Origin of the sequence: Rhodanobacter sp. MP1X3 (assembly GCF_014207165.1) — a bacterium.
Classification (GTDB): Bacteria; Pseudomonadota; Gammaproteobacteria; order Xanthomonadales; family Rhodanobacteraceae; genus Rhodanobacter.
In genome coordinates, this window is the sequence record NZ_JACHCO010000005.1 from 38,941 (window position 1) to 59,414 (window position 20,474).

At 61.9% G+C, this 20,474-nt stretch carries 18 protein-coding genes; 14 read left to right on the plus strand and 4 right to left on the minus strand.

The annotated features are described in order from the left end of the window. Positions 1 to 54: 54 nt before the first annotated feature. Positions 55 to 348 (minus strand): co-chaperone GroES, encoded by a 294-nt coding sequence (locus HDE79_RS13940; RefSeq protein WP_184602594.1) that lies wholly within the window; start codon positions 346 to 348, stop codon positions 55 to 57. 386 nt (positions 349 to 734) lie between these two features. Between HDE79_RS13940 and HDE79_RS13945 the strand changes: the two genes are divergently transcribed. The 9 genes from HDE79_RS13945 to purH all read left to right on the plus strand — a co-directional run bounded on the left by HDE79_RS13945 (position 735) and on the right by purH (position 10,224). Further along, the gene (locus tag HDE79_RS13945) at positions 735 to 2,954 is read left to right on the plus strand and encodes a protein-disulfide reductase DsbD (RefSeq protein ID WP_184602595.1); all 2,220 of its coding nucleotides are present in this window, start codon (positions 735 to 737) and stop codon (positions 2,952 to 2,954) included. Between the two features lie 4 nt (positions 2,955 to 2,958). Continuing rightward, positions 2,959 to 3,483, plus strand: coding sequence for a TlpA disulfide reductase family protein (locus HDE79_RS13950; protein WP_184602596.1), 525 nt, complete (start codon positions 2,959 to 2,961; stop codon positions 3,481 to 3,483). Between the two features lie 141 nt (positions 3,484 to 3,624). Next, positions 3,625 to 4,095: a type II 3-dehydroquinate dehydratase gene (aroQ, locus tag HDE79_RS13955; RefSeq protein WP_184602597.1), complete on the plus strand. Its 471-nt coding sequence runs from the start codon at positions 3,625 to 3,627 to the stop codon at positions 4,093 to 4,095. 110 nt (positions 4,096 to 4,205) lie between these two features. Beyond that, on the plus strand, positions 4,206 to 4,664 hold the full coding sequence (gene accB / locus HDE79_RS13960) for an acetyl-CoA carboxylase biotin carboxyl carrier protein (protein WP_184602598.1): 459 nt from the start codon (positions 4,206 to 4,208) through the stop codon (positions 4,662 to 4,664). A 10-nt stretch (positions 4,665 to 4,674) separates the two neighbouring features. Next, positions 4,675 to 6,048: an acetyl-CoA carboxylase biotin carboxylase subunit gene (accC, locus tag HDE79_RS13965; RefSeq protein WP_184602599.1), complete on the plus strand. Its 1,374-nt coding sequence runs from the start codon at positions 4,675 to 4,677 to the stop codon at positions 6,046 to 6,048. Positions 6,049 to 6,133: 85 nt separating this feature from the next. Beyond that, complete coding sequence (prmA, locus tag HDE79_RS13970) at positions 6,134 to 7,033, plus strand: 50S ribosomal protein L11 methyltransferase (protein WP_184602600.1); 900 nt, start codon at positions 6,134 to 6,136, stop codon at positions 7,031 to 7,033. 121 nt (positions 7,034 to 7,154) lie between these two features. Next, entirely contained in the window at positions 7,155 to 8,024 is an 870-nt protein-coding gene (locus HDE79_RS13975) for a zinc-ribbon and DUF3426 domain-containing protein (protein WP_184602601.1), read from the plus strand. A gap of 142 nt (positions 8,025 to 8,166) precedes the next feature. Then, positions 8,167 to 8,514 (plus strand): helix-turn-helix domain-containing protein, encoded by a 348-nt coding sequence (locus tag HDE79_RS13980; protein ID WP_343205966.1) that lies wholly within the window; start codon positions 8,167 to 8,169, stop codon positions 8,512 to 8,514. A gap of 99 nt (positions 8,515 to 8,613) precedes the next feature. Continuing rightward, the gene (purH, locus tag HDE79_RS13985) at positions 8,614 to 10,224 is read left to right on the plus strand and encodes a bifunctional phosphoribosylaminoimidazolecarboxamide formyltransferase/IMP cyclohydrolase (protein ID WP_184602602.1); all 1,611 of its coding nucleotides are present in this window, start codon (positions 8,614 to 8,616) and stop codon (positions 10,222 to 10,224) included. A 42-nt stretch (positions 10,225 to 10,266) separates the two neighbouring features. Here purH and HDE79_RS13990 read toward each other — a convergent pair whose 3' ends face one another. Continuing rightward, the gene (locus HDE79_RS13990; RefSeq protein ID WP_221440173.1) at positions 10,267 to 11,115 is read right to left on the minus strand and encodes an alpha/beta hydrolase; all 849 of its coding nucleotides are present in this window, start codon (positions 11,113 to 11,115) and stop codon (positions 10,267 to 10,269) included. 98 nt (positions 11,116 to 11,213) lie between these two features. Next, positions 11,214 to 12,227, minus strand: a complete 1,014-nt coding sequence (locus HDE79_RS13995) for a bile acid:sodium symporter family protein (protein ID WP_184602603.1) — start codon at positions 12,225 to 12,227, stop codon at positions 11,214 to 11,216. 94 nt (positions 12,228 to 12,321) lie between these two features. On the opposite strand from HDE79_RS13995, the gene HDE79_RS14000 reads away from it, so the two are divergent. After that, a complete protein-coding gene (locus HDE79_RS14000) occupies positions 12,322 to 13,242 on the plus strand; it encodes a LysR family transcriptional regulator (RefSeq protein ID WP_184602604.1) in 921 nt (306 codons plus the stop codon). A gap of 63 nt (positions 13,243 to 13,305) precedes the next feature. Further along, positions 13,306 to 14,016 (plus strand): glutathione S-transferase, encoded by a 711-nt coding sequence (locus HDE79_RS14005; protein WP_184602605.1) that lies wholly within the window; start codon positions 13,306 to 13,308, stop codon positions 14,014 to 14,016. A 144-nt stretch (positions 14,017 to 14,160) separates the two neighbouring features. Here the strand turns inward: HDE79_RS14005 and HDE79_RS14010 are convergent, their stop codons facing one another. Beyond that, positions 14,161 to 14,664 carry a DUF2782 domain-containing protein gene (locus HDE79_RS14010; protein ID WP_184602606.1) on the minus strand — a complete coding sequence of 168 codons (504 nt, stop codon included), beginning with the start codon at positions 14,662 to 14,664 and terminating at the stop codon, positions 14,161 to 14,163. A 94-nt stretch (positions 14,665 to 14,758) separates the two neighbouring features. Between HDE79_RS14010 and polA the strand changes: the two genes are divergently transcribed. From polA to uvrD, 3 genes are all read left to right on the plus strand, one after another. Then, complete coding sequence (gene polA / locus HDE79_RS14015; protein WP_184602607.1) at positions 14,759 to 17,536, plus strand: DNA polymerase I; 2,778 nt, start codon at positions 14,759 to 14,761, stop codon at positions 17,534 to 17,536. 348 nt (positions 17,537 to 17,884) lie between these two features. After that, on the plus strand, positions 17,885 to 18,106 hold the full coding sequence (locus HDE79_RS14020; protein WP_184602608.1) for a hypothetical protein: 222 nt from the start codon (positions 17,885 to 17,887) through the stop codon (positions 18,104 to 18,106). Between the two features lie 120 nt (positions 18,107 to 18,226). Further along, entirely contained in the window at positions 18,227 to 20,422 is a 2,196-nt protein-coding gene (gene uvrD / locus HDE79_RS14025) for a DNA helicase II (protein WP_184602609.1), read from the plus strand. Positions 20,423 to 20,474 lie beyond the last annotated feature (52 nt).

Consider the following 20,474-nt stretch of genomic DNA (forward strand, 5'->3'; position numbering starts at 1 on the left):
GCGACTGAGGTGCGCGCTCTAGATGTCGCGCTCTCCCAACAAGGCCCCATTCAATCAACCTTCAATAACAGCCACGATGTCGTCTTCTTTCAGGAACACCAGATCTTCGCCGTCGATCTTGATTTCCTGGCCGGCGTACTTGCCGAACAACACGGTGTCGCCAGTCTTGACCGACATCGGACGCACGCTGCCGTCCTTCTGGATCAGGCCGGTGCCGGCGGCGGTGACCTTGCCGCGGGTCGGCTTTTCGGTGGCGCTGTCAGGGATGACGATGCCGCCGGCCGAGACGCGCTCTTCTTCGAGACGCTTGACGATGACGCGATCATGCAACGGACGCAGTGTGCTCATGGATGACTCCAGCTTGGCTATTGAGACGGAACGAGTGAGATGAATTGAGGCTTCGAAGACCCGAATCGGCGACTTGTTAGCACTCACTGGTAATGAGTGCCAATTTTAACAGTGCAGATTCCCACTGCAAGCGTCTCGAACCGGTCACTCGACAGCAGATTGGGCACCTTGACGTAACTTTCAAGGTCCGATGAACGAATAGCCACCTATAACCATTTAAGACACCAAGCTGCCGTGCGTTTGACCCATATTCAACCATTCAATGGCTTTCCAACGGCGTCACTTCTGATCTCCCCGAACTGTGGGTTGCCGGCTATCACGCCGGTCGTACTAAGCCATAATGCCGAGTCGCCTGTCCCCCGCAGGCCCCGATTGCTGGAGTCGTGATGAGACCGTTGCTTGCCAGCCGTGCACCCGTTCGTGCGCTGATCTTTGCACTGTTGTATCTGGGCCTGCTGTTCGCTGCCGTACCGGCCTTTTCGCAAAGCACGGCGGACCTGCTGCCGGTCACCGAGGCCTACAAGCTCAGTACTGACGCGTCCACGCCTGGTGTGCTGAAGCTGCACTGGACGCTCGCCCAGGATTACTACCTCTACCGCGGCCGCATGAAATTCAAGGCGGGCGCCGGCGTCACGCTGGGCGATCCGCAGTTCCCGGATGGCGAAAAGCATCACGACGAATACCTTGGTGACGTGGAAATCTATCACCACAGCATCGACGCGACCGTGCCCTACACGCTGGCCGCTGGCACGGCACGGCTGGCACTGAGCGTGCAGTACCAGGGTTGTCACGAAGTGGATCCAAAAATCTGCTATCCGCCACATACCGAGCAGATCGATCTGCCCGTGCCAGCAGGCGCTGTGAAAGCCGATGGCGCGACATCCGGCGATGGCAAAGCAGCCACTAATTCACTCGGCGATGCCCTGCATGCGCTGGGCAGCAAGTCATCAAGCGCAGCCGGCATGGGCGCCCTGCCTCCCGAACAAGCGTTTCGCTTTGAGGCCCTGGCCAGCTCGCCAGGCCATCTGCTGCTGCGCTGGACCATGCCCAAGGGCTATTACCTCTATCGCGACCAGACCACGCTGCAGCTGCGCGATGCGGCAGGTCTGAGCCTGAAGCCGGCATGGCCCGCTGGGGTTATGCATCAGGATGCGAAGTACGGCAGCGTCACCGTCTATTTCGATCAGCTGGAACTGCCGGTGACGATCGATGGGAATCTCGCCGGCCGTCACTCGCTTGATCTCGAAGCCAGCTTTCAAGGCTGCCAGGACGGCGGCCTGTGCTATCCAATGATGCACCGCACGCTGACGATTGATCTGGCCAGCGGCAGCAACGCGACCGACAGCACAGCCGTGGCTCCGGAAATGCCGCCCGCCGGCATCACCGGTACGCCGCTGCAGGTCAGCCTGCTAAGCGCGTTGTTGCTGGCGCTGGGCGGTGGCCTGGTACTGAACCTGATGCCGTGCGTGCTGCCGGTACTGTCAATCAAGGCTGTAAGTATCCTGGAAAGTGGCGAAAGTACCGGCAGCGCTCGCCGTCATGCGCTGTACTACAGCGCCGGTGTGCTGTGCAGTTTTGCCGCGCTAGGCCTCGGCATCATCGCGTTACGTTCGGCCGGCCACGCGCTGGGCTGGGGTTCGCAGCTGCAGCAGCCGCTGCTGGTCGGCGTGCTGGCCTGCGTGATGCTGGCGGTCGGACTATCGATGTCGGGCGTGGTGCAGTTCGGCGCCTCGCTGGGCAATACCGGTGCCTCGCTGGCGTCGCGTTCCGGCCACGCCGGCGATTTCTTTACCGGCGTGCTGGCGGTGGTGGTAGCTAGCCCGTGCACCGCACCGTTCATGGGTAGTGCGCTGGCCTACGCCTTCGCCGCGCCGATGCTGTCGGCGCTGCTGGTGTTCCTGATGCTCGGCGTCGGGCTGGCGTTGCCGTTTCTGCTGATCGGTTTTGTGCCGGCGCTGGCCCGCTTGCTGCCACGACCAGGCCGCTGGATGGAAACGCTGAAGGAAGTGCTGGCCTTCCCGATGTATCTCACCGCCGCATGGCTGGTCTGGGTGCTGGCGCATCAGCGTGGCGCGGATGCGGTTGGCCTGGTGCTGGTAGCGATGGTGCTGCTGGCAATGGCGCTGTGGTGGTTCGAACGCAGCCGCCACGGGCGGGCACTGAGCAAGGTATTTGTTGCCTTGCTGGCGCTAGCTGCCCTCGTGCCGCTGTATCTGCTGGCGCATGTTCCGCCACCGTCGAGCGTGGTTGCCACGGAGGAAGGCGTGGTTGCCTATACGCCGGAAAAGCTCGCCACCCTGCGCGCATCCGATACGCCAGTGTTCGTCGACATGACGGCCGACTGGTGCGTCACCTGCAAGGCGAACGAGCACACCGTACTGGATACGCAGACTTTCCGTGACCTGCTCAAACGCACTGGCGCGATCTACATGAAAGGCGACTGGACTGACGTCAATCCGACCATCAGCGCGTTTCTGCAGGAATACCACTCGCCCGGCGTACCTTTGTATGTGGTATTCCCGAAACACAACGGGCCGGGCCAGCAACTCTCAACCGTGCTGACGCCCTCGATGGTGGATCAGGCGCTGACAGCGGCGGCTCAGTAAGCCGATGACGCGCACCAACTGGTTCATTCTCGGCATGGCCGTCCTGGCTGCCAGCCTCGGCGGCTACGTCGAGCATCGCCACCGCGAGCCGGATGCATCCATCGTCAGCCGGCCACTGCCCTCCATCAGCCTGCCTGACCTCAGCGGCAAGACCCACGCGCTGAGCGATTATCACGGCCAGCGCGTGCTGCTGAATTTCTGGGCCAGCTGGTGTGGTCCATGCCTGGCTGAAATGCCTGCACTGAACCATGCGCAAGCCAAGTTCGGCGAACGTGGCGCTATCGTCGTCGGCATCGCGATGGATGATCCTTCGCTGACACGCGCCTTTGTTGCTGCGCATCCGCTGAATTACCCGATCCTGCTGGGTGACCTCACCGAGCCCAGCACGACGCTGCAATTGGGCGACACGACCACCGTGCTGCCTTACAGCGTGCTTGTGGGGCCAGATGGACGCGTGCTGGCCACACACACCGGTGCGCTATCCGCAGACGAAATGGCAACATGGCTGGACCCGGACAGCCAGCCCTGAAACCCTAGGCGGCATACGCTGGCGCACGGGAACCTAGCACTTCTCCGGCAAACATCGTCGATCTACAGCGAACTGGACAATACCAACGACTGCGGGCAGACTGCACCCATTCCGGATATCCGGGCGCGAACTGGGCGCATCGTGGCGAAGATTCTGGTCCTGCACGGACCCAACCTCAATTTGCTGGGCGCCCGCGAGCCGGAAATTTATGGCAGTCAGACGCTGGCCCACATCAATCAGCAGCTAGCCGAGCGCGCCCAGGAAGCCGGCCATGAGCTGGCCTGGTTTCAGTCCAACGCCGAGCATGAGCTGATCGGGCGCATCCAGCAGGGTCGCGATGACCACACCGCGCTGATCCTGTTCAACCCCGCCGCTTTCACGCATACCAGCATTGCCCTGCGCGACGCGCTGATGGCGGTGGCGATTCCGTTTATCGAAGTGCACCTGTCCAACGTGCACGCACGCGAGCCGTTTAGGCACCAGTCGTATCTGTCGGATATCGCGGTGGGTGTGATCTGCGGCTTTGGCGGCGACAGCTATCGGCTGGCGCTGGAAGCAGCCATCAACCGCTTGCACGCATCGGCGGCCAGTGCGCCGGATGTACCCAAATAAAACCCGCATTGATAACAAGTTTCCAATAACAAGACGTTCGGCCATAAGGCTGATCGTTACCCCTCCCCTCCCGCCACCCGCATTGGCGTGACCGACAAAAGGCTGATCCGATGGATTTGCGCAAAATCAAGAAGCTGATTGACCTGCTTGAAGAGTCCAATCTCGCCGAGCTCGAAATCAAGGAAGGCGAGGAAGTGGTCCGGCTGTCGCGCGTACCCAAGAACGCCGCGCCCGTTGCGGTTCACACGGTGCCAGCACCGGCACCCGTAGCTGCTGCGCCAGCACCCGTTGCCGCGGCTGTTGCCGAAGCGCCGGCCGCCGACGCCCTGCCCGCCGGCCATGTCGTCAAGGCACCGATGGTCGGCACGTTCTACGCCTCTGCTACACCGGGCACGCCGGCCTTCGTCAAGGTTGGCCAGCAGGTCGCCGCTGGCGAGACGCTCGGCATCATCGAGGCGATGAAGATGTTCAACCAGATCGAGGCCGACGTGGCCGGCACTGTCAAGGCCATCCTGATCGAAAACGGTCAGCCGGTGGAATTCGACGAGCCGATGTTCGTGATCGCCTGAGCAATCGACCATGCCCAAGCTTGAAAAAGTTGTCATCGCCAATCGCGGCGAAATCGCGCTGCGCATTCTGCGCGCCTGCCATAGTCTGGGCATCAAGACCGTGGCGGTGCACTCCACCGTGGACCGCAACCTGAAGCACGTCGGCCTCGCCGACGAGTCGGTGTGCATCGGTCCCGGCCCGTCGACCGACAGTTATCTCAATATTCCGCGCATCATCGCGGCAGCGGAGATCACCGATGCTGGCGCGATCCACCCCGGTTACGGTTTTCTCTCGGAGCGCGCGGATTTCGCCGAACAGGTCGAACAATCCGGCTTCGTCTTCATCGGCCCACCGGCAGCAGTGATTCGCCTGATGGGCGACAAGGTCGAAGCGATTCGCGCGATGAAAGCCGCCGGTGTGCCCTGCGTACCCGGCTCCGGCGGCCCACTCGGCGAAGATGTCGATGAGAATCTGCGTATCGCCCGCGAGATCGGTTACCCCGTCATCATCAAGGCTTCCGGCGGCGGCGGCGGTCGCGGCATGCGCGTGGTGCGCACCGAAGCGCATCTCGGCAACGCAGTCACGCTGACCAAGGCCGAAGCGAAGGCTGCGTTCGGCAACGAACAGGTCTACATGGAAAAGTTTCTGGAGAATCCACGGCACGTGGAGATCCAGGTCATGGCCGACGGCCAGGGCAACGCGATCCACCTGGGTGAACGCGACTGCTCGATGCAGCGCCGCCATCAGAAAGTCGTCGAGGAAGCGCCCGCACCCGGCATCACGCCCGAGCAGCGCGCCGCGATCGGCAAAGTCTGCGTGGATGCCTGCCTGCGCATCGGTTATCGCGGTGCCGGCACGTTTGAGTTCCTGTTCGAGAACGGCCAGTTCTACTTCATCGAAATGAACACCCGTATCCAGGTCGAGCATCCGGTGACCGAGCTGATCACCGGCATCGATCTGGTACGCGAACAACTGCTGATAGCCGGTGGCGAGAAGCTGTCGATCCGCCAGGAAGACGTCGTGATCCACGGCCACGCCATCGAATGCCGCATCAACGCCGAAGATCCCGACACCTTCATGCCGTCACCCGGCACGGTGAAACGTTTCGAGGCACCGGGCGGGCCCGGTGTACGCGTCGACACGCATCTGTACGACGGCTACAAGATTCCACCGAACTACGACTCGATGATTGGCAAATTGATCGTGCACGGCCCCGACCGCGAAACGGCGATCGCACGCATGCGCCTGGCACTGGCCGAAACCGTGATCGAAGGCGTCAAGTGCAATATCCCGCTGCAGCAGCGCATCATGGCGGATGCCGGCTTCCAGCACGGTGGCCAGAACATCCATTACCTGGAAAAGCGCATGGCTGAGCAGAAGGGACACCCGCCAGCCGATCACTGATCGTTCCGCACGTGACATTCGTTGCGCCGCCGGAGATCGGCGATGCAACGGCTGTGCAATGTCGTCGACCATCCATGGATATCACATGCCCTGGCTAGAACTCTCCCTCGTGGTACGTACCGAGCAACAACCCAGCGCAGAAGAAGCTCTGGACGAACTTGGCGCGCTGTCGATCACACTGCAGGATGCCGATGCGGAAACGCCGGACGAGCAGGCGATCTTCGAGCCGGGCGTCGGTGAACTGCCGCTGTGGCCGACGATTACGCTCAACGCCTTGTTCGATGCCGGCACCGATCGTCGCGGCCTGATCGAGACATTGAGTGAGCTGTTGTCGTGGCTTGAGCCTGAACAGGTCGTGTTTCGCGACGTCGCCGATCAGGACTGGGAGCGCGCGTGGATGGACCAGTTCAAGCCGATGTCGTTCGGCCGTCGGCTATGGATCTATCCTTGGAATATCGAGCCGCCGGAAGATAGTGATCTGGTCGTGGTGCGGCTCGATCCGGGCCTTGCATTCGGCAGCGGCACGCATCCGACCACCGCGCTTTGCCTGGAGTGGCTCGATGGTTTGTCGCTCGGCGGCAAAACGGTTATCGACTACGGCTGCGGCTCAGGCATTCTCGCGATCGCTGCGCTGAAACTCGGCGCAGCCAGCGCCGTCGGCATCGACAACGATCCACAGGCGCTGATCGCCTCGGCCGACAACGCGCAGCGCAACGGCGTGGCGAACAAGCTCGCTGTCTTTGAACCCGGTGCGGAAAACATGGCTTCAGCCGATATCTTCATCGCCAATATTCTCGCCGGTCCACTGGGCGCACTGGCGCCGACGTTTGCCGCCCTGGCAAAACCCGGCGCGCCGTTCGCGATCTCCGGCATCCTCGCCGGCCAGCAGGACGAACTGCTGCAGCGTTACGCGGAGTGGTTCGATGAGCTGCAGGTAGATACGCGCGAAGACTGGGTGCGCATCAGCGGGCGGCGGCGCGTCTGAACACGGCGCATCGTGCCACTGCGCGTGATCCATGCCGCGTTTCACCATTCGGGTTTGTCAATGTAACGGGACGATCCGAGCCACCTGCTAAACTCGCGCGACACAGTTCGTAGCAGCCTGCATGTATACCCAATGTCCTGAATGCCTGTCCGTGTTTTCGCTCGATGCGCACACGCTGGCGCAGGCTCACGGTCACGTGATTTGCGGGCATTGCGGCACCAGCTTCGACAGCATTGCCACGCTTGCCGGACAGTTGCCGCCGGAGCCCTTCCGCGAGCTGCCGCTGAACGATCAGGCGCTTGAACCGCCGCGCATCGATCTGGTGGTCTACCGACCCAAACCGCTGGCTCCTGCGGTCAACGACAGCGCCGTAATTAGCGAAGATGACACTCCCGAAAAGGTTCCGGAAGCAGAGGATTTTTCCCAGCTCGTCTTTGCGCCACATTTCGTCCGCCAGAAAGCCAGCAAGGAATCGCGACGATCGCAACGACATGCGAGCAAGCAACACAAACGCCATAACGGCGATCGACACTGGCCATGGGTAATCGCCGGGCTACTGTTGATGTTTGTGCTCGGCACACAGCTGGCCTGGGCCAAGCGCGATTTTCTGATCCGCGATCCGCTGGTGGGCGGCTGGCTACGCACCATGTGTGACACGCTCGGCTGTCAACTTCCGCTGATCGCCGCTCCACAGCAGCTACGCCTGTTGGCCAGCAACGTGCAGGCCCATCCCAGCGTAGCGGGCGCATTGATGATCAGCGCCAGCGTGCGCAACGACGCGATCTTCGCGCAACCCTTTCCCGTGCTCACTGTCACATTGTCGGACGCACAGGGCCAGCGCATTGCCATGCGCCGGTTGCAGCCGCGCGAATATCTCGATGACACCACGATTCTGCAACGCGGCCTGGCTCCGGGAGCGAGCGCTGCGCTGTTGCTCGAAGTGGAAGATCCGGGTGACAAGGCGGTGGCTTTCGAATTTGGTTTCGAATAGCACTTAAAATTCTTCGCCAGCACGGGTAGACTCGGTCCCTCGCGCAAAAAGGGCAGTCATGCTCGACACATGCCGCGAACTACGCCAACAGATAATCAATGCAGCGGCCAACGTAGCCGTCGCTCCGTGAGGGAATCGATCCGTGAATGCCGTCAGACTGCCTGCCATCGAGGCCGCAAAACAGACCTCGTCACCTGGCACCGGTTCGCAGGGCGTTAGCGTGCACGAAACTGGCAATCACAGCGGCAGCGTCCAAAGCGCCAGTGCGTTGAGTGAGTGCGTTAGCCGCACCGTGCGTCGCTATTTGGCCGACATCGGCGATACCGAATGCGCTGAAGGTCTGCACGCCTTGGTGCTGCGCGAGGTTGAGATCCCACTGCTGCGCGAAGTGCTGGCGTTCCATGATGGCAACCAGAGCCGCGCTGCCTGCGCGTTGGGCATCAACCGCGCCACGCTGCGCAAGAAGCTGGCCACACACGGCTTGCTGTAAGCCGCTCACGCTTTTCACCGCCTGATCGTCGATCACGCCGAAACTGCAACCCCGACTCGGCGGCTATACTAAGCAGCTTTCCCTGCTTGGAAACGCCTCATGTCCGCGCCCTCCCTCGTGCCCATTCGCCGCGCCCTGCTCAGCGTGTCGGACAAGACCGGCCTGATCGAACTGGGTCAGCGACTGGTTGCCCATGGCGTCGAACTACTTTCCACCGGCGGCAGCGCCAAAGCCTTGCGCGACGCAGGCATCGCGGTGATCGACGTCAGCGATATCACCGGCTTCCCCGAAATTATGGACGGCCGCGTGAAGACACTGCATCCGAAAGTGCACGGTGGCCTGCTCGGCCGTCGTGGTACCGACGATGCGGTAATGGCTGAACTCGACATCGCGCCGATCGACTTGCTGGTACTGAATCTGTATCCGTTCGAAGCCACCGTGGCCAAGCCCGGTTGCACGCTGGAACAGGCCATCGAGAACATCGACATTGGCGGCCCGGCGATGCTTCGTTCCGCGGCAAAAAACTGGAACGATGTCAGCGTGCTCACCTCGCCTGATCAGTACGCCGAAGCGATCGCCGAGATCGAGGCGCACGGCGGCCTGACCCGCGCGACGCGCTTCAAGCTCGCTGTTGCCGCGTTCAACAACGTCGCCAATTACGACGGCGCGATCAGCGATTATCTGTCGGCGCTGCAGCTCGACGATACGCAACAATCCATCACCGGACATGAGGCGTTCCCCGCTCAGGTCAACAGTCGCTTCGTGAAGCTGATGGATCTTCGCTATGGCGAAAACCCGCATCAGCAGGCGGCGTTCTATCGCGATCTGTATCCGGCGCCGGGCACGTTGGCGACGTTCCAGCAGGTGCAGGGCAAGGAGTTGTCGTTCAACAACATCGCCGATGCCGACGCCGCGTGGGAGTGCGTGCGCAGCTTCACCAAGCCAGCCTGCGTCATCGTCAAGCACGCCAACCCCTGCGGTGTGGCAGTCAGTCTGGACGGTATCGGCCGCGCGTACGACCTGGCCTACCAGACCGATCCGACCTCGGCCTTCGGCGGCATCATCGCATTCAATCGCGAGGTGGATGCCGATACGGCGCGTGCGATTGTCGATCGCCAGTTCGTCGAGGTGGTGCTGGCTCCCGCCTACGCGAAAGACGCGCTGAAAGTATTCGGCAAGAAAGCCAACGTGCGCGTGCTGATCATTCCGCTGCCGGCGGACGGTGGACTATCCGAAGCCCATCCGGGCAACCACTCCAAGCGCGTTGGTTCGGGCCTGCTGATACAAACCGCCGATCTGGGCATGATCGGTGCGGACGATCTGAAAATCGTCACGCGCCGCGCGCCGACCGAAGCTGAAATACACGACCTGATCTTTGCCTGGAAAGTGGCCAAGTTCGTCAAGAGCAATGCCATCGTTTATGCACACGACCGCCAGACAATCGGCATCGGCGCGGGTCAGATGAGCCGCATCTACAGCGCGCGTATTGCTGGCATCAAGGCGGCCGACGAGAAGCTGGAAGTGCGTGGCTCGGTGATGGCTTCCGACGCTTTTTTCCCGTTTCGCGACGGTATCGATGCGGCCGCCGAAGCTGGCATCCGCGCGGTGATCCAACCCGGCGGTTCGATGCGCGACAGCGAGGTGATCGCCGCCGCCGATGAGCACGACATGGCCATGGTGTTCACCGGCATGCGCCATTTCCGCCACTAGCGGCGGAAATCCAATGAGTTATCGCCCTAACCCGGCGGATTTCTAGGCGGGGTGCGTTTCCAGCCATGTTTCGAGCAAGGCATTCACTTGTTCGGGAGCATCTTGCTGCACCCAGTGCGATACGCCCGGCAAACGTTTCAGGGTGAGCTGATCGATATAAGCGTCGAGTCCATGCGTATTGCCGATGCCAAGTGCGAGGTCCTGCTCGCCCCAGATCAGCAAGGTAGGCACGTCGATGCGCGGTAAAGTCTTGCCCTTGCCGTGACCACCGGCAATGAGCTGGCGAAATGCGGCGCGGTACCAGTTGATCATCGCGGTCAGCGCTCCGGGCTGCAGTGCATGAGTCGCATACACCTGCAAATCCTGCCTGGAAAGTCGGCTGGAATCACGGACCTTGCTGCGGAAGGCGCCACGGATACGGCGCGCGCCGTTGGCCGCCAGCAAGACTTCAGGCAACCACGGCAATTGGAAAAAGTAGATGTACCAACTGCGTCGACGCTGACTCCAGGTTTTCAGCTCTCGCGCGAATATGGCCGGGTGTGGTGCATTCATCACCACCAATCGCGCCAGTGGACGCTGACGTCGGATCGCGAAAGCCCAGGCCAAGGCGCCGCCCCAGTCGTGACCAATGAGTACCGTGTCAGTGGCTTGTGCCGCATCGATCAGTCCAGCCACATCGGCCAGCAGCTCGGGCAGAGCATAGGCAGCCACGCCCCGTGGTCTCGACGACTGCCCATAACCGCGAAGATTCGGCGCCCACACGCGATAACCGAGCCGAACCAGCAGCGGGATTTGCGCGCGCCATGAATAGTTGAACTCGGGAAATCCATGCAAGCACAGGGCGAGATGGGGGGCCCTGACCCGCCATCGCCACTTCGAACTGCTGGCCATTGGCCATCACCGTGCGGATCTCGATGCCACTGGAAGGTTCGGGAATCCAGTTCGGTGTATCCATCGCAGCCACGCCCTTTCAGATCATTCGTGGCAGCCTAGCCTTTCAATGGTCCCGCAGCCAGTCCATCGGCAAGCTCCGCGCGTTTTTCCTGCGCCTGTGCATAGCGCCGCGCCAGTACCGCACAGGTCATCAGCTGGATCTGATGGAACAACATGATCGGCAGAACGATCGCGCCCAGCGGATGCCCGGCAAACAGCACCTTGGCCATCGGCACACCGCTGGCCAGACTTTTCTTGGAACCGCAGAACACGATGGTGATCTCGTCCGCAGTGCCGAAGCCGAGCGCGCGCGAACCGTAGCGCGTAACGATCAGCGCCACCGCCAGCAGAATCGCATTGACCACCAGCAGGCCGCCCAGCACCGGCAGCGGCATCTGTTTCCACAGACCCTGCAACACGGCCGCACTGAAAGCCGTATAGACCACCAGCAGGATCGAACCCTGGTCGACGTAGCTGAGCAGGCCGCGGTTGCGCTCGACCCATTGACCAATCCAGCGCTGCGCCACCTGTCCAGCCACGAACGGTACCAGCAGCTGCAGCACGATCTTGCCGATCGCATCCCACGACATGCCACCCTGCCCGTGCGACTCCATCATCAAACCGACCAGCAAGGGCGTGATAAAAATACCCAACAGGCTCGATGCCGAGGCCGCGCAAATCGCGGACGGGATGTTGCCGCGCGCAATCGAGGTGAACGCAATCGATGACTGTACCGTCGATGGCAGCGTGCAAAGAAACAGCACACCGAGATAGAGATCCGGCGTCACCAACCAAGACAGCACCGGCTTCAGCAGCAGTCCAAGCAGCGGAAACATCACGAAGGTACTGCCCAGTACGATCAGATGCAGGCGCCAGTGCGTCATGCCGGCAACGACCGCCGCACGCGACAGCTTGGCGCCGTGCAAAAAGAACAGCAGTGCGATCGCTGCATCGGTCAACAGGTTGAATACGCTGGCTGTCTCGCCCTGGCAAGGCAACACGCTGGCCAGCAGTACCGTGCCCACCAGCGCGCAGGTAAAGCGATCAGGGAGAAAACGAGTGAGTGCCATGGGGCAGGTGACCTGAAGAGTCCAGGCGGCTATTGCAACGCGACGAGATTGATAAATCAAATCGTTTTATCTGATCTTTTGATACTCTTTTGGTATGAATATCAGTCTGCGCCAGCTGCGCGCTTTTCTGGCTGTCGCCAAACTGCGGCACTTTCGCCGCGCAGCCGAAAGCCTACATCTGACCCAGCCAGCGATCAGCCGTCAGATCACCGATCTGGAAAGCGAACTCGACGTACGCCTGTTCGACCGCAACACGCGCGAAGTGGTGTTGACCGAAGCGGGGCGCTATCTGCAGCTAGCACTGGAACGGGTGCTCGAAGAACTGGATGGGGTATTGGCCCACGTCCACTCCGAAAGCGAGCGGCGTCACGGCAAGGTGCACGTTGCCGCCGTCCCGACGCTTTCGGCCGGACTGATGCCGCAGTGCATCGCCGTCTGCGCGCGCGACTATCCCGAACTGACGGTTCAACTGCACGATCAGGCACAGGTGATGGTGCTGGACAGCGTGCGCGGCGGCGAAGTGGATTTTGGCCTTGCGATCGAACCGGCCGAGCGTGAGAGCTTCGAATGCGAAACGATCCTGCACGATCCGTTCGTGCTGATCTGCCATCGCACACACCCGTTCGCCAGGCTTGCCACCCTGCCGTGGGGGAAACTGCATGGCGAACCACTGATTCTGCTCGATCACACATCGGGCAGCCGGCGACTGATCGACCAGCAGCTGACCATGCACGGCATCGAGGCCAATGTCGTGCAGCAGACCGGGCATACGCATACCGCTTTCCGAATGGTCGAAGCCGGGCTCGGTATCAGCATTGCTCCGCAGCTTTCGCTACCCACGTCCGAGCAGTTGGTGGTTCGTCCGCTGACGCCAATCGCCAGCCGCGCGATCACCCTGATTCGTCGACGCCACCGCTCGCTGTCGCCGGTGGCCGAACTGGTCTGGGCACAGATTCGTTCGATAGCGACTCAACTCACGCAGACGCGGCGCGCATCGTCGAAGAAACCGGCATGACCCTGCTCACGCTTCGCTGAGTCGCGCGCGTCTAGCCTCGATACCAACCCATTGGAGATCGTCATGCGCTATCAGCTTTACTACTGGACCGGTATCCAGGGACGCGGCGAGTTCATACGACTGGCATTGGAGGACGCTGGCGCCGACTATGTCGATGTCGCCCGTGAGAAAGGCGACGGCGTGATCATGCCGTTTCTGCAGGGCGAACATCCCGGCGCACTGCCGTTTGCACCGCCCTTTCTGAAAGTTGGCCGCACAGTGATCGCGCAGACGGCGGCAATTCTTTTCTATCTCGGCCCAAAACTGAAACTGGCGCCGGCGGGAGCGGCAGCGCAGCACTATGCGAATCAGCTGCAGCTAACCATTGCAGACCTGGTTACCGAAGTGCACGACACGCATCACCCGATCGCCAGCGGCCTTTACTACAAGGATCAACGCGCCGAAGCCAAGCGCCGCGCCGATGATTTTCACGAGAATCGTTTACCAAAATTCCTCGGCTATTTCGAGGACGTGCTGGCGCGCGGTAACGGTCGGCAAGCCCTGGCCGCACACTCCTATGTCGACCTGTCGCTGTTCCAGATCATGAGCGGACTGCACTACGCATTCCCGCACGCGATGCGAAAGCTGCGGCGCAAGCTGCCGCATTTGCACTCACTCGCCGAGCGGGTGGCGGAGCGACCGAAAATGGCGCTCTATCTGGCATCGCCGCGGCGAGTGGCCTTCAATGAAGATGGCATCTTTCGCCACTACGCCGAACTCGACTCGACGCGTTGAATTCATTTCAGGACAGCGCAATCACCGCATCACGCGCAACAATCAATATTGCCGCCACGGCGGCGAACACCGCCGAGCTCAAAGCAAGCGGTCAGCCATTGCACCACGCTGCTACCCCATCAATGATTGCTTCAGCGATTCGCCTCAGCCGCCATCGGTCGCCGAGTCAGAAGAGCTTGCTTCAGCCGGCTTGCTCTTGCCCCACTCCAGCACCTTGTACATCGCCGGATGCACTGGCGCTTCGCCGGTCTGCATATGCCGGGTGCCATCCGGATCGACCGTATAGCTCTGCGGAATACCATTCTTTGGCGTCACTACCACCATGTAGAGCATCCCGCTGCGGCGGTATTCCTCGACTTCATTTTCGCCTTCCTGATGCGAGCTGACATCCGGCAAGGTCATGTGCTTGCCGTCGCTGGCCGTTCCAGAGTCCTGCATCGCAGGCAGATTCTGGCCACCGGCTGATTTCGTTGCGGGCACGGAAGGAACCTTCGGTGGTGGCGGCAGCTGACTGACACCGGGATCATTCATGCCGGGCGGCGGCAGCACGCTGGTTGCCGGTGCCGCCGACTGGGCATATGCGCCGGAAGCAGCGAGACCTGAAGCAAGGAGAAAGCTTGCGGCAACAAGCAGAGTGGCGGATTTCATGGCGGCAACCTCAGGTTGGGTGTCAGAGAATAGCAGTGCCTCTGCTGACCGACTGTGAAACACGATGGATCACGCACGCATGCGAGAATGGGATATGGCCAAACTCATTCTTATCGACGGTTCGTCCTACCTTTACCGTGCGTTTCATGCGCTGCCGCCGCTGACCAACGACCACGGCGAGCCCACCGGCGCGCTGTTCGGCGTGGTCAACATGCTGCGCGCCACGCTGAAGGCCAAGCCCGACTATCTGGCCTTCGTCAGCGATGCATCCGGCCCTACGTTCCGCGATGCGCTTTACGACCAGTACAAGGCCAATCGTCCGCCCATGCCTGACGACTTGCGCGCGCAGATCGAGCCGATGCTGGCGATCGTGGGGGCGTTGGGCTTCCCGATCCTGCGCGAGCCTGGCGTGGAGGCCGACGACGTGATCGGCACGCTGGCCACACAGGCGCAAGCGCTCGGCATCGAGGTGCTGATCTCCACCGGTGACAAGGATCTGGCCCAGCTGGTCAGCTCGCACGTCACCCTGATCAACACCATGAGCAATACCGTCACCGACATCGACGGCGTGATGGAAAAATTCGGCGTGCGGCCGGAGCAGATCATCGACTTTCTGACGCTCACCGGCGACACCGTCGACAACGTGCCAGGCGTGCCCAAGTGCGGCCCGAAGACCGCCGCCAAGTGGCTGGCCGAATACAACACACTGGATGGCGTAATCGCCAACGCCGACAAAATCGGCGGCAAGATCGGCGAGAGCCTGCGCGCTGCGCTCCCACAGCTGCCGTTATCACGCGAACTGGTGACGATCAAGCTGGACGTGCCGCTGGATGTTGGCCCGACCGATCTGGCCCAACGTGAGGCGGATACGTCGCAATTGCGGGAGCTTTATACACGGTATGGATTCAAGGCCGCGCTGAAGGATCTGGATGCGGCTGAGCAGGCATCGCCAACCTATCCGACCGGGCCCGACGGGCAACGAGCAGCGGACAGCGCGGCAAGTGGCGCCGCGGTGGCTCCAGGCACGACTGTTACCAATGAAATCATCGACGCTTCGCTATCAGCACCGGGCGAATACGAACTGGTCACCACGCAAGATCAGTTCGATGCATGGCTGAAAAAACTGCAGGCCGCCGAGCTGATCGCCTTCGATACCGAGACCACCAGCATCGACGCGATGCGCGCGGAAATCGTCGGCGTCAGCCTGGCGGTGGAACTGGGCAAGGCCTGCTATATCCCGCTCGGTCACGATTACCCGGGCACACCGGCGCAGTTACCACGCGATGCCGTGCTCGCGGCGCTCAAACCCATCTTTGAGGATGCGGACAAGCCCAAGCTCGGCCAGCACGCCAAATACGACATCAACGTGCTGAGCCATTACGGCATTGCCGTGCAAGGCCTGAAGCACGACTCGATGCTCGAATCCTATGTGTGGAATGCCACCGCCACGCGACATGACATGGATTCACTGGCGCGGCTGTACCTTGGTTACGAAACCATCAAGTACGAGCAGGTCGCAGGCAAGGGCGCCAAGCAGATCTCATTTTCGCAGGTGGATCTGGATACCGCCTGCCGCTATGCCGCCGAAGATGCCGATGTCACCCTGCGCCTGCATCACGCGCTATGGCCGAAGCTGGAAAGCGAACCCAAGCTGCGCGCGGTGTATCAGGACATCGAAATCCCGCTGGTGCCGGTGCTGGCCGAGATGGAGCGTCGCGGCGTGCTGATCGACGGCGACGAGCTGCGCAGGCAGAGCCAGCAGCTGGGCAAGCGCATGCTGGAACTGCAGCAGCAGTCGTACAAGCTGGCCGGGCATGAATTCAACCTCGATTCGCCCAAGCAGTTGCAGGCTGTGCTGTTCGATGAACTCGGCCTGCAGGCGAAACTGAAAACGCCGACTGGCCAGCCATCCACCAACGAGGAAGCGCTGGAGGCCATTGCCGATACGCACGAGCTGCCGCGACTGATCCTGGACTATCGCGGCCTGGCCAAGCTGCGCTCCACCTATACCGACAAGCTGTCCGGCATCGTCAACCCGCGCACCGGCCGCGTGCATACCAGCTACCACCAGGGATCGGTGGCGACCGGGCGCATTTCCTCTTCCGAGCCGAATCTGCAGAACATCCCGGTGCGTACCGAGGAAGGCCGGCGTATCCGCCAGGCGTTCATCGCGCTGCCGGGCTGGAAGGTGATGGCCGCCGACTATTCGCAGATCGAATTGCGCATCATGGCGCACCTGTCCGGCGACGAAGGTCTGCTGCGTGCGTTCCACGAAGGCGGCGACGTGCACCGCGCCACCGCAGCGGAAGTGTTCGGCGTCACGCCGGATGATGTCACCACCAACCAGCGCCGCGCGGCCAAGGCGATCAACTTCGGCCTGATGTACGGCATGAGCGCGTTCGGCCTGGCGCGCCAGCTCGGCGTCGATCGGGGCGAAGCCAGCGACTATATGGCACGCTATTTTTCGCGTTATCCCGGTGTGCGCGCCTACATGGATTCCACGCGCGAGCAGGCACACCGCGATGGCTACGTGGAAACCATCTACGGCCGACGGCTGTATCTGGAAAACCTCACCTCACGCAATCAGGGGCTGCGTCAGGGCGCCGAGCGTGCTGCGGTCAACGCGCCGATGCAGGGCAGCGCCGCCGACATCATCAAGCGCGCGATGATCGCCGTGGCCGGATGGCTGAAAGGCCGCGACGACGCCCATATGCTGATGCAGGTACACGATGAACTGGTGTTCGAGGTGCGTGCGGACGCAGTGGATGTGGTGCGCGCCGCCGTGATCGAGCGGATGTCCGGCGCCGCGGAACTGGCGGTGCCTTTACTGGTCGATGTTGGCGTGGGCGACAACTGGGACGAGGCGCACTGATCCGTTCACTTTGGGACACGCCGGGAATTCGAAGTTATCCACAATAACGACCCAAACACCCCAGTTCTCATCAGATGAACCGTCAATAAATTTTTTCTTCGATCTCTGAAACTTTCCCCACAAGTCGCGTTCAAATCTATCGGATGCACGCAACGGCATCCCCGGCGTGCCTACCTCCCTGGGCCGCCACCCGGTACGAACCTCTCCCCTGGGTTTCGTGACGGCCGGCCCCGAAGGTTCCCCCTAGCCTTCGGGGCCTTTTTTTGTCGGTCATTTGGCGAATACCGTGGACTTTTTGTGCACGGGGGCGTCCGGCATACTCGTGGCTCAATCCATCGGGAGAGCTTCATGCGCGCAGGTCTGATCATCGTCGGCATCATTCTGCTGGTCGCCGGCATCTGGGTCACGCTGGGCAACGGCAGTTACAAGCAGACTGACACGCTGGTGCAGCTCGGGTCCGCCAAGATCGAGGCGACCCACACCAAGGCCGTGCCGCAATGGGCGGGCATTGCAGGCATCGTGGTCGGTGGCCTGTTGGTGGTGGGTGGGTTTGTCAGCAAAAAACGTTGAATCCGCGAACGCTCGACTCTCAGAAAACTCCCGCCCATCGACAGTTTTTCCTAGGATGTTGCCTTTGCAGCGTATGCGTAATGACAGCCCGCAGCGACGCGGACCGTTACAATAGAGCGGATGGATGTCTCCCACCTGATCGACCCGCTCAACGATGCGCAGCGCGAAGCCGTCTGCGCACCACCCGGCCACTATCTGGTGCTGGCCGGCGCTGGCTCCGGCAAGACCCGCGTGCTCACCCATCGTATCGGCTGGCTGACCCAGGTCGAGCGCGTGCCGCCGTGGGCGATTCTCGCGGTCACCTTCACCAACAAGGCCGCCGGCGAAATGCGCTCGCGGCTGGATGCGCTGATCCCGGGCGGCACGCAGGGGCTGACCGTCGGCACCTTTCACGGTATTGCTCATCGACTGCTGCGCCGGCATTGGCGCGAAGCCGGACTGACCGAAACTTTCCAGATTCTCGATTCGGACGACCAGCTGCGGCTAGTCAAACGCGTCGTCGCCGGGCTGGGCCTGGACGATGCGCGCTTCCCGCCACGTCAGGCCAGCTGGCAGATCAACAACTGGAAGGACGAGGGCAAGCGCCCGGAAAGTGTCGAGCACGGCAATCACCCGGTCACCCGCACCTTTGTGCAGATCTACCAGGCCTATGAAGACGCCTGCCGCCGCGCCGGCCTGGTCGACTTCGCCGAGCTGCTATTGCGCGCGCACGAGCTATGGTTGAAAAATCCTGCCGTGCTGGAGCACTACCAGCAGCGCTGGCGCTATTTGCTGATCGACGAATTCCAGGACACCAACACGCTGCAGTATGCGTGGATCCGCGTACTCGCCGGGACTTCGGGGCAGGTCTTCGTCGTCGGCGACGACGACCAGGCGATTTACGGCTGGCGCGGCGCGAAAGTGGAGAACGTGCAGCAGTTCCTGAAGGATTTCCCCGGCGCACGCACGATCAAGCTGGAGCAGAACTACCGCTCCACATCGAACATCCTTAAGGCCGCCAACAGCGTCATCGCACGCAACGGCGGACGCCTGGGCAAACAGCTGTGGACCGCCGGCGACGACGGCGAACGCATTGCGCTGTACGCCGCTTACAACGAGCAGGACGAAGCGCGCTTCGTTATCGAGCGCATCCGCGAATACGTCGCCGAGCACGGCAGCGCGAAAGACTGCGCGATCCTCTATCGCTCCAACGCGCAGTCGCGCAACTTCGAAGAGCAGCTGATCCAGCGCGATATCCCCTATCGCGTCTACGGCGGCCAGCGCTTCTTCGAGCGCGCCGAGGTGAAGGACGCGCTGGCCTATCTGCGCCTCACCGCCAACCGGCACGATGACGCAGCGTTCGAACGTGCGGTCAACACGCCGCCGCGCGGCATCGGCGACCGCACGCTCGACGCCCTGCGCAAGCGCGCCCGCACCGACAACACCTCGATGTGGGAAACCGCGCTGACCGAACTGGCCGGCGCGAGCGAACTCGCTGGCCGCGCCAAGAATGCGGTGAAAGCGTTTCTGGCGATGATCGATGCCATGGCCAAAGCGTTTGCGGGCCTCGACAGCGATGCTGCGTTTACGCTGGCCGAACAGATCGACCACGCCATCACCCACACGGGCCTGCGCGACCATTACGAGAAGGACAGCCGCGGCAACGGCGAGGCGCGCGTGGAAAATCTCGACGAGCTGGTCAACGTCGCCAGCCGCTTCGAGCCCACGCAGGAAGATATCGACGCAGGGCTCAGCGAACTCTCCGCCTTCCTGTCGCACGCCACGCTGGAGTCCGGTGAAAACCAGGGCGAGAAGTGGGACGACTGCGTGCAGCTGATGACCCTGCACTCGGCCAAGGGCCTGGAGTTCCCCATCGTGTTTCTGGTCGGCATGGAAGAAGGCCTGTTCCCCAGCCAGCGTTCGGTCGACGACGAAGGTCGACTGGAAGAAGAGCGCCGGCTCGCCTACGTCGGCATCACCCGCGCGCGCGAAAAGCTGTTCGTCACGCATGCAGAATCGCGCCGCATGCACGGCACCGAGATGCTGGCGCGCCCCTCCCGCTTCCTCGGCGAAATACCCGCCGAATTGATCGACGAAGTGCGCCCCCGCGTGCAGGTCAGCCGTCCAATCTACGCCGGCCGCTTCAACCAGCCGTCGTCATCGCTGCAAGAAGAACTCCCAGTCAAACTCGGCCAGCGTGTAAGCCACCCCAGCTTCGGCGAAGGCGTAGTGCTTAGCGCCGAAGGCAGCGGCGGCCATGCGCGATTGCAAGTGAATTTCGAAGGCGCCGGCAGCAAGTGGCTGGTGGCGGCGTATGCGAATCTGACACCGCTTTAGCTTGAGGCTGTCCGTTGACTAGCGACTACGCCGAGTCCATTTTCGGCTATCA

Excerpts from the sequence above, each read along its gene's own strand:
- HDE79_RS13990 (WP_221440173.1), bottom strand. The coding sequence starts at position 11,115 with ATGGCCAGCAGTTCGAAGTGGCGATGGCGGGTCAGGGCCCCCCATCTC.
- prmA (WP_184602600.1), top strand. The coding sequence starts at position 6,134 with ATGCCCTGGCTAGAACTCTCCCTCGTGGTACGTACCGAGCAACAACCC.
- accC (WP_184602599.1), top strand. The coding sequence starts at position 4,675 with ATGCCCAAGCTTGAAAAAGTTGTCATCGCCAATCGCGGCGAAATCGCG.
- HDE79_RS13975 (WP_184602601.1), top strand. The coding sequence starts at position 7,155 with ATGTATACCCAATGTCCTGAATGCCTGTCCGTGTTTTCGCTCGATGCG.
- HDE79_RS13940 (WP_184602594.1), bottom strand. The coding sequence starts at position 348 with ATGAGCACACTGCGTCCGTTGCATGATCGCGTCATCGTCAAGCGTCTC.
- purH (WP_184602602.1), top strand. The coding sequence starts at position 8,614 with ATGTCCGCGCCCTCCCTCGTGCCCATTCGCCGCGCCCTGCTCAGCGTG.
- HDE79_RS13950 (WP_184602596.1), top strand. The coding sequence starts at position 2,959 with ATGACGCGCACCAACTGGTTCATTCTCGGCATGGCCGTCCTGGCTGCC.
- HDE79_RS14000 (WP_184602604.1), top strand. The coding sequence starts at position 12,322 with ATGAATATCAGTCTGCGCCAGCTGCGCGCTTTTCTGGCTGTCGCCAAA.
- HDE79_RS14005 (WP_184602605.1), top strand. The coding sequence starts at position 13,306 with ATGCGCTATCAGCTTTACTACTGGACCGGTATCCAGGGACGCGGCGAG.
- HDE79_RS13945 (WP_184602595.1), top strand. The coding sequence starts at position 735 with ATGAGACCGTTGCTTGCCAGCCGTGCACCCGTTCGTGCGCTGATCTTT.
- uvrD (WP_184602609.1), top strand. The coding sequence starts at position 18,227 with ATGGATGTCTCCCACCTGATCGACCCGCTCAACGATGCGCAGCGCGAA.
- polA (WP_184602607.1), top strand. The coding sequence starts at position 14,759 with ATGGCCAAACTCATTCTTATCGACGGTTCGTCCTACCTTTACCGTGCG.
- accB (WP_184602598.1), top strand. The coding sequence starts at position 4,206 with ATGGATTTGCGCAAAATCAAGAAGCTGATTGACCTGCTTGAAGAGTCC.
- HDE79_RS14020 (WP_184602608.1), top strand. The coding sequence starts at position 17,885 with ATGCGCGCAGGTCTGATCATCGTCGGCATCATTCTGCTGGTCGCCGGC.
- HDE79_RS14010 (WP_184602606.1), bottom strand. The coding sequence starts at position 14,664 with ATGAAATCCGCCACTCTGCTTGTTGCCGCAAGCTTTCTCCTTGCTTCA.
- HDE79_RS13995 (WP_184602603.1), bottom strand. The coding sequence starts at position 12,227 with ATGGCACTCACTCGTTTTCTCCCTGATCGCTTTACCTGCGCGCTGGTG.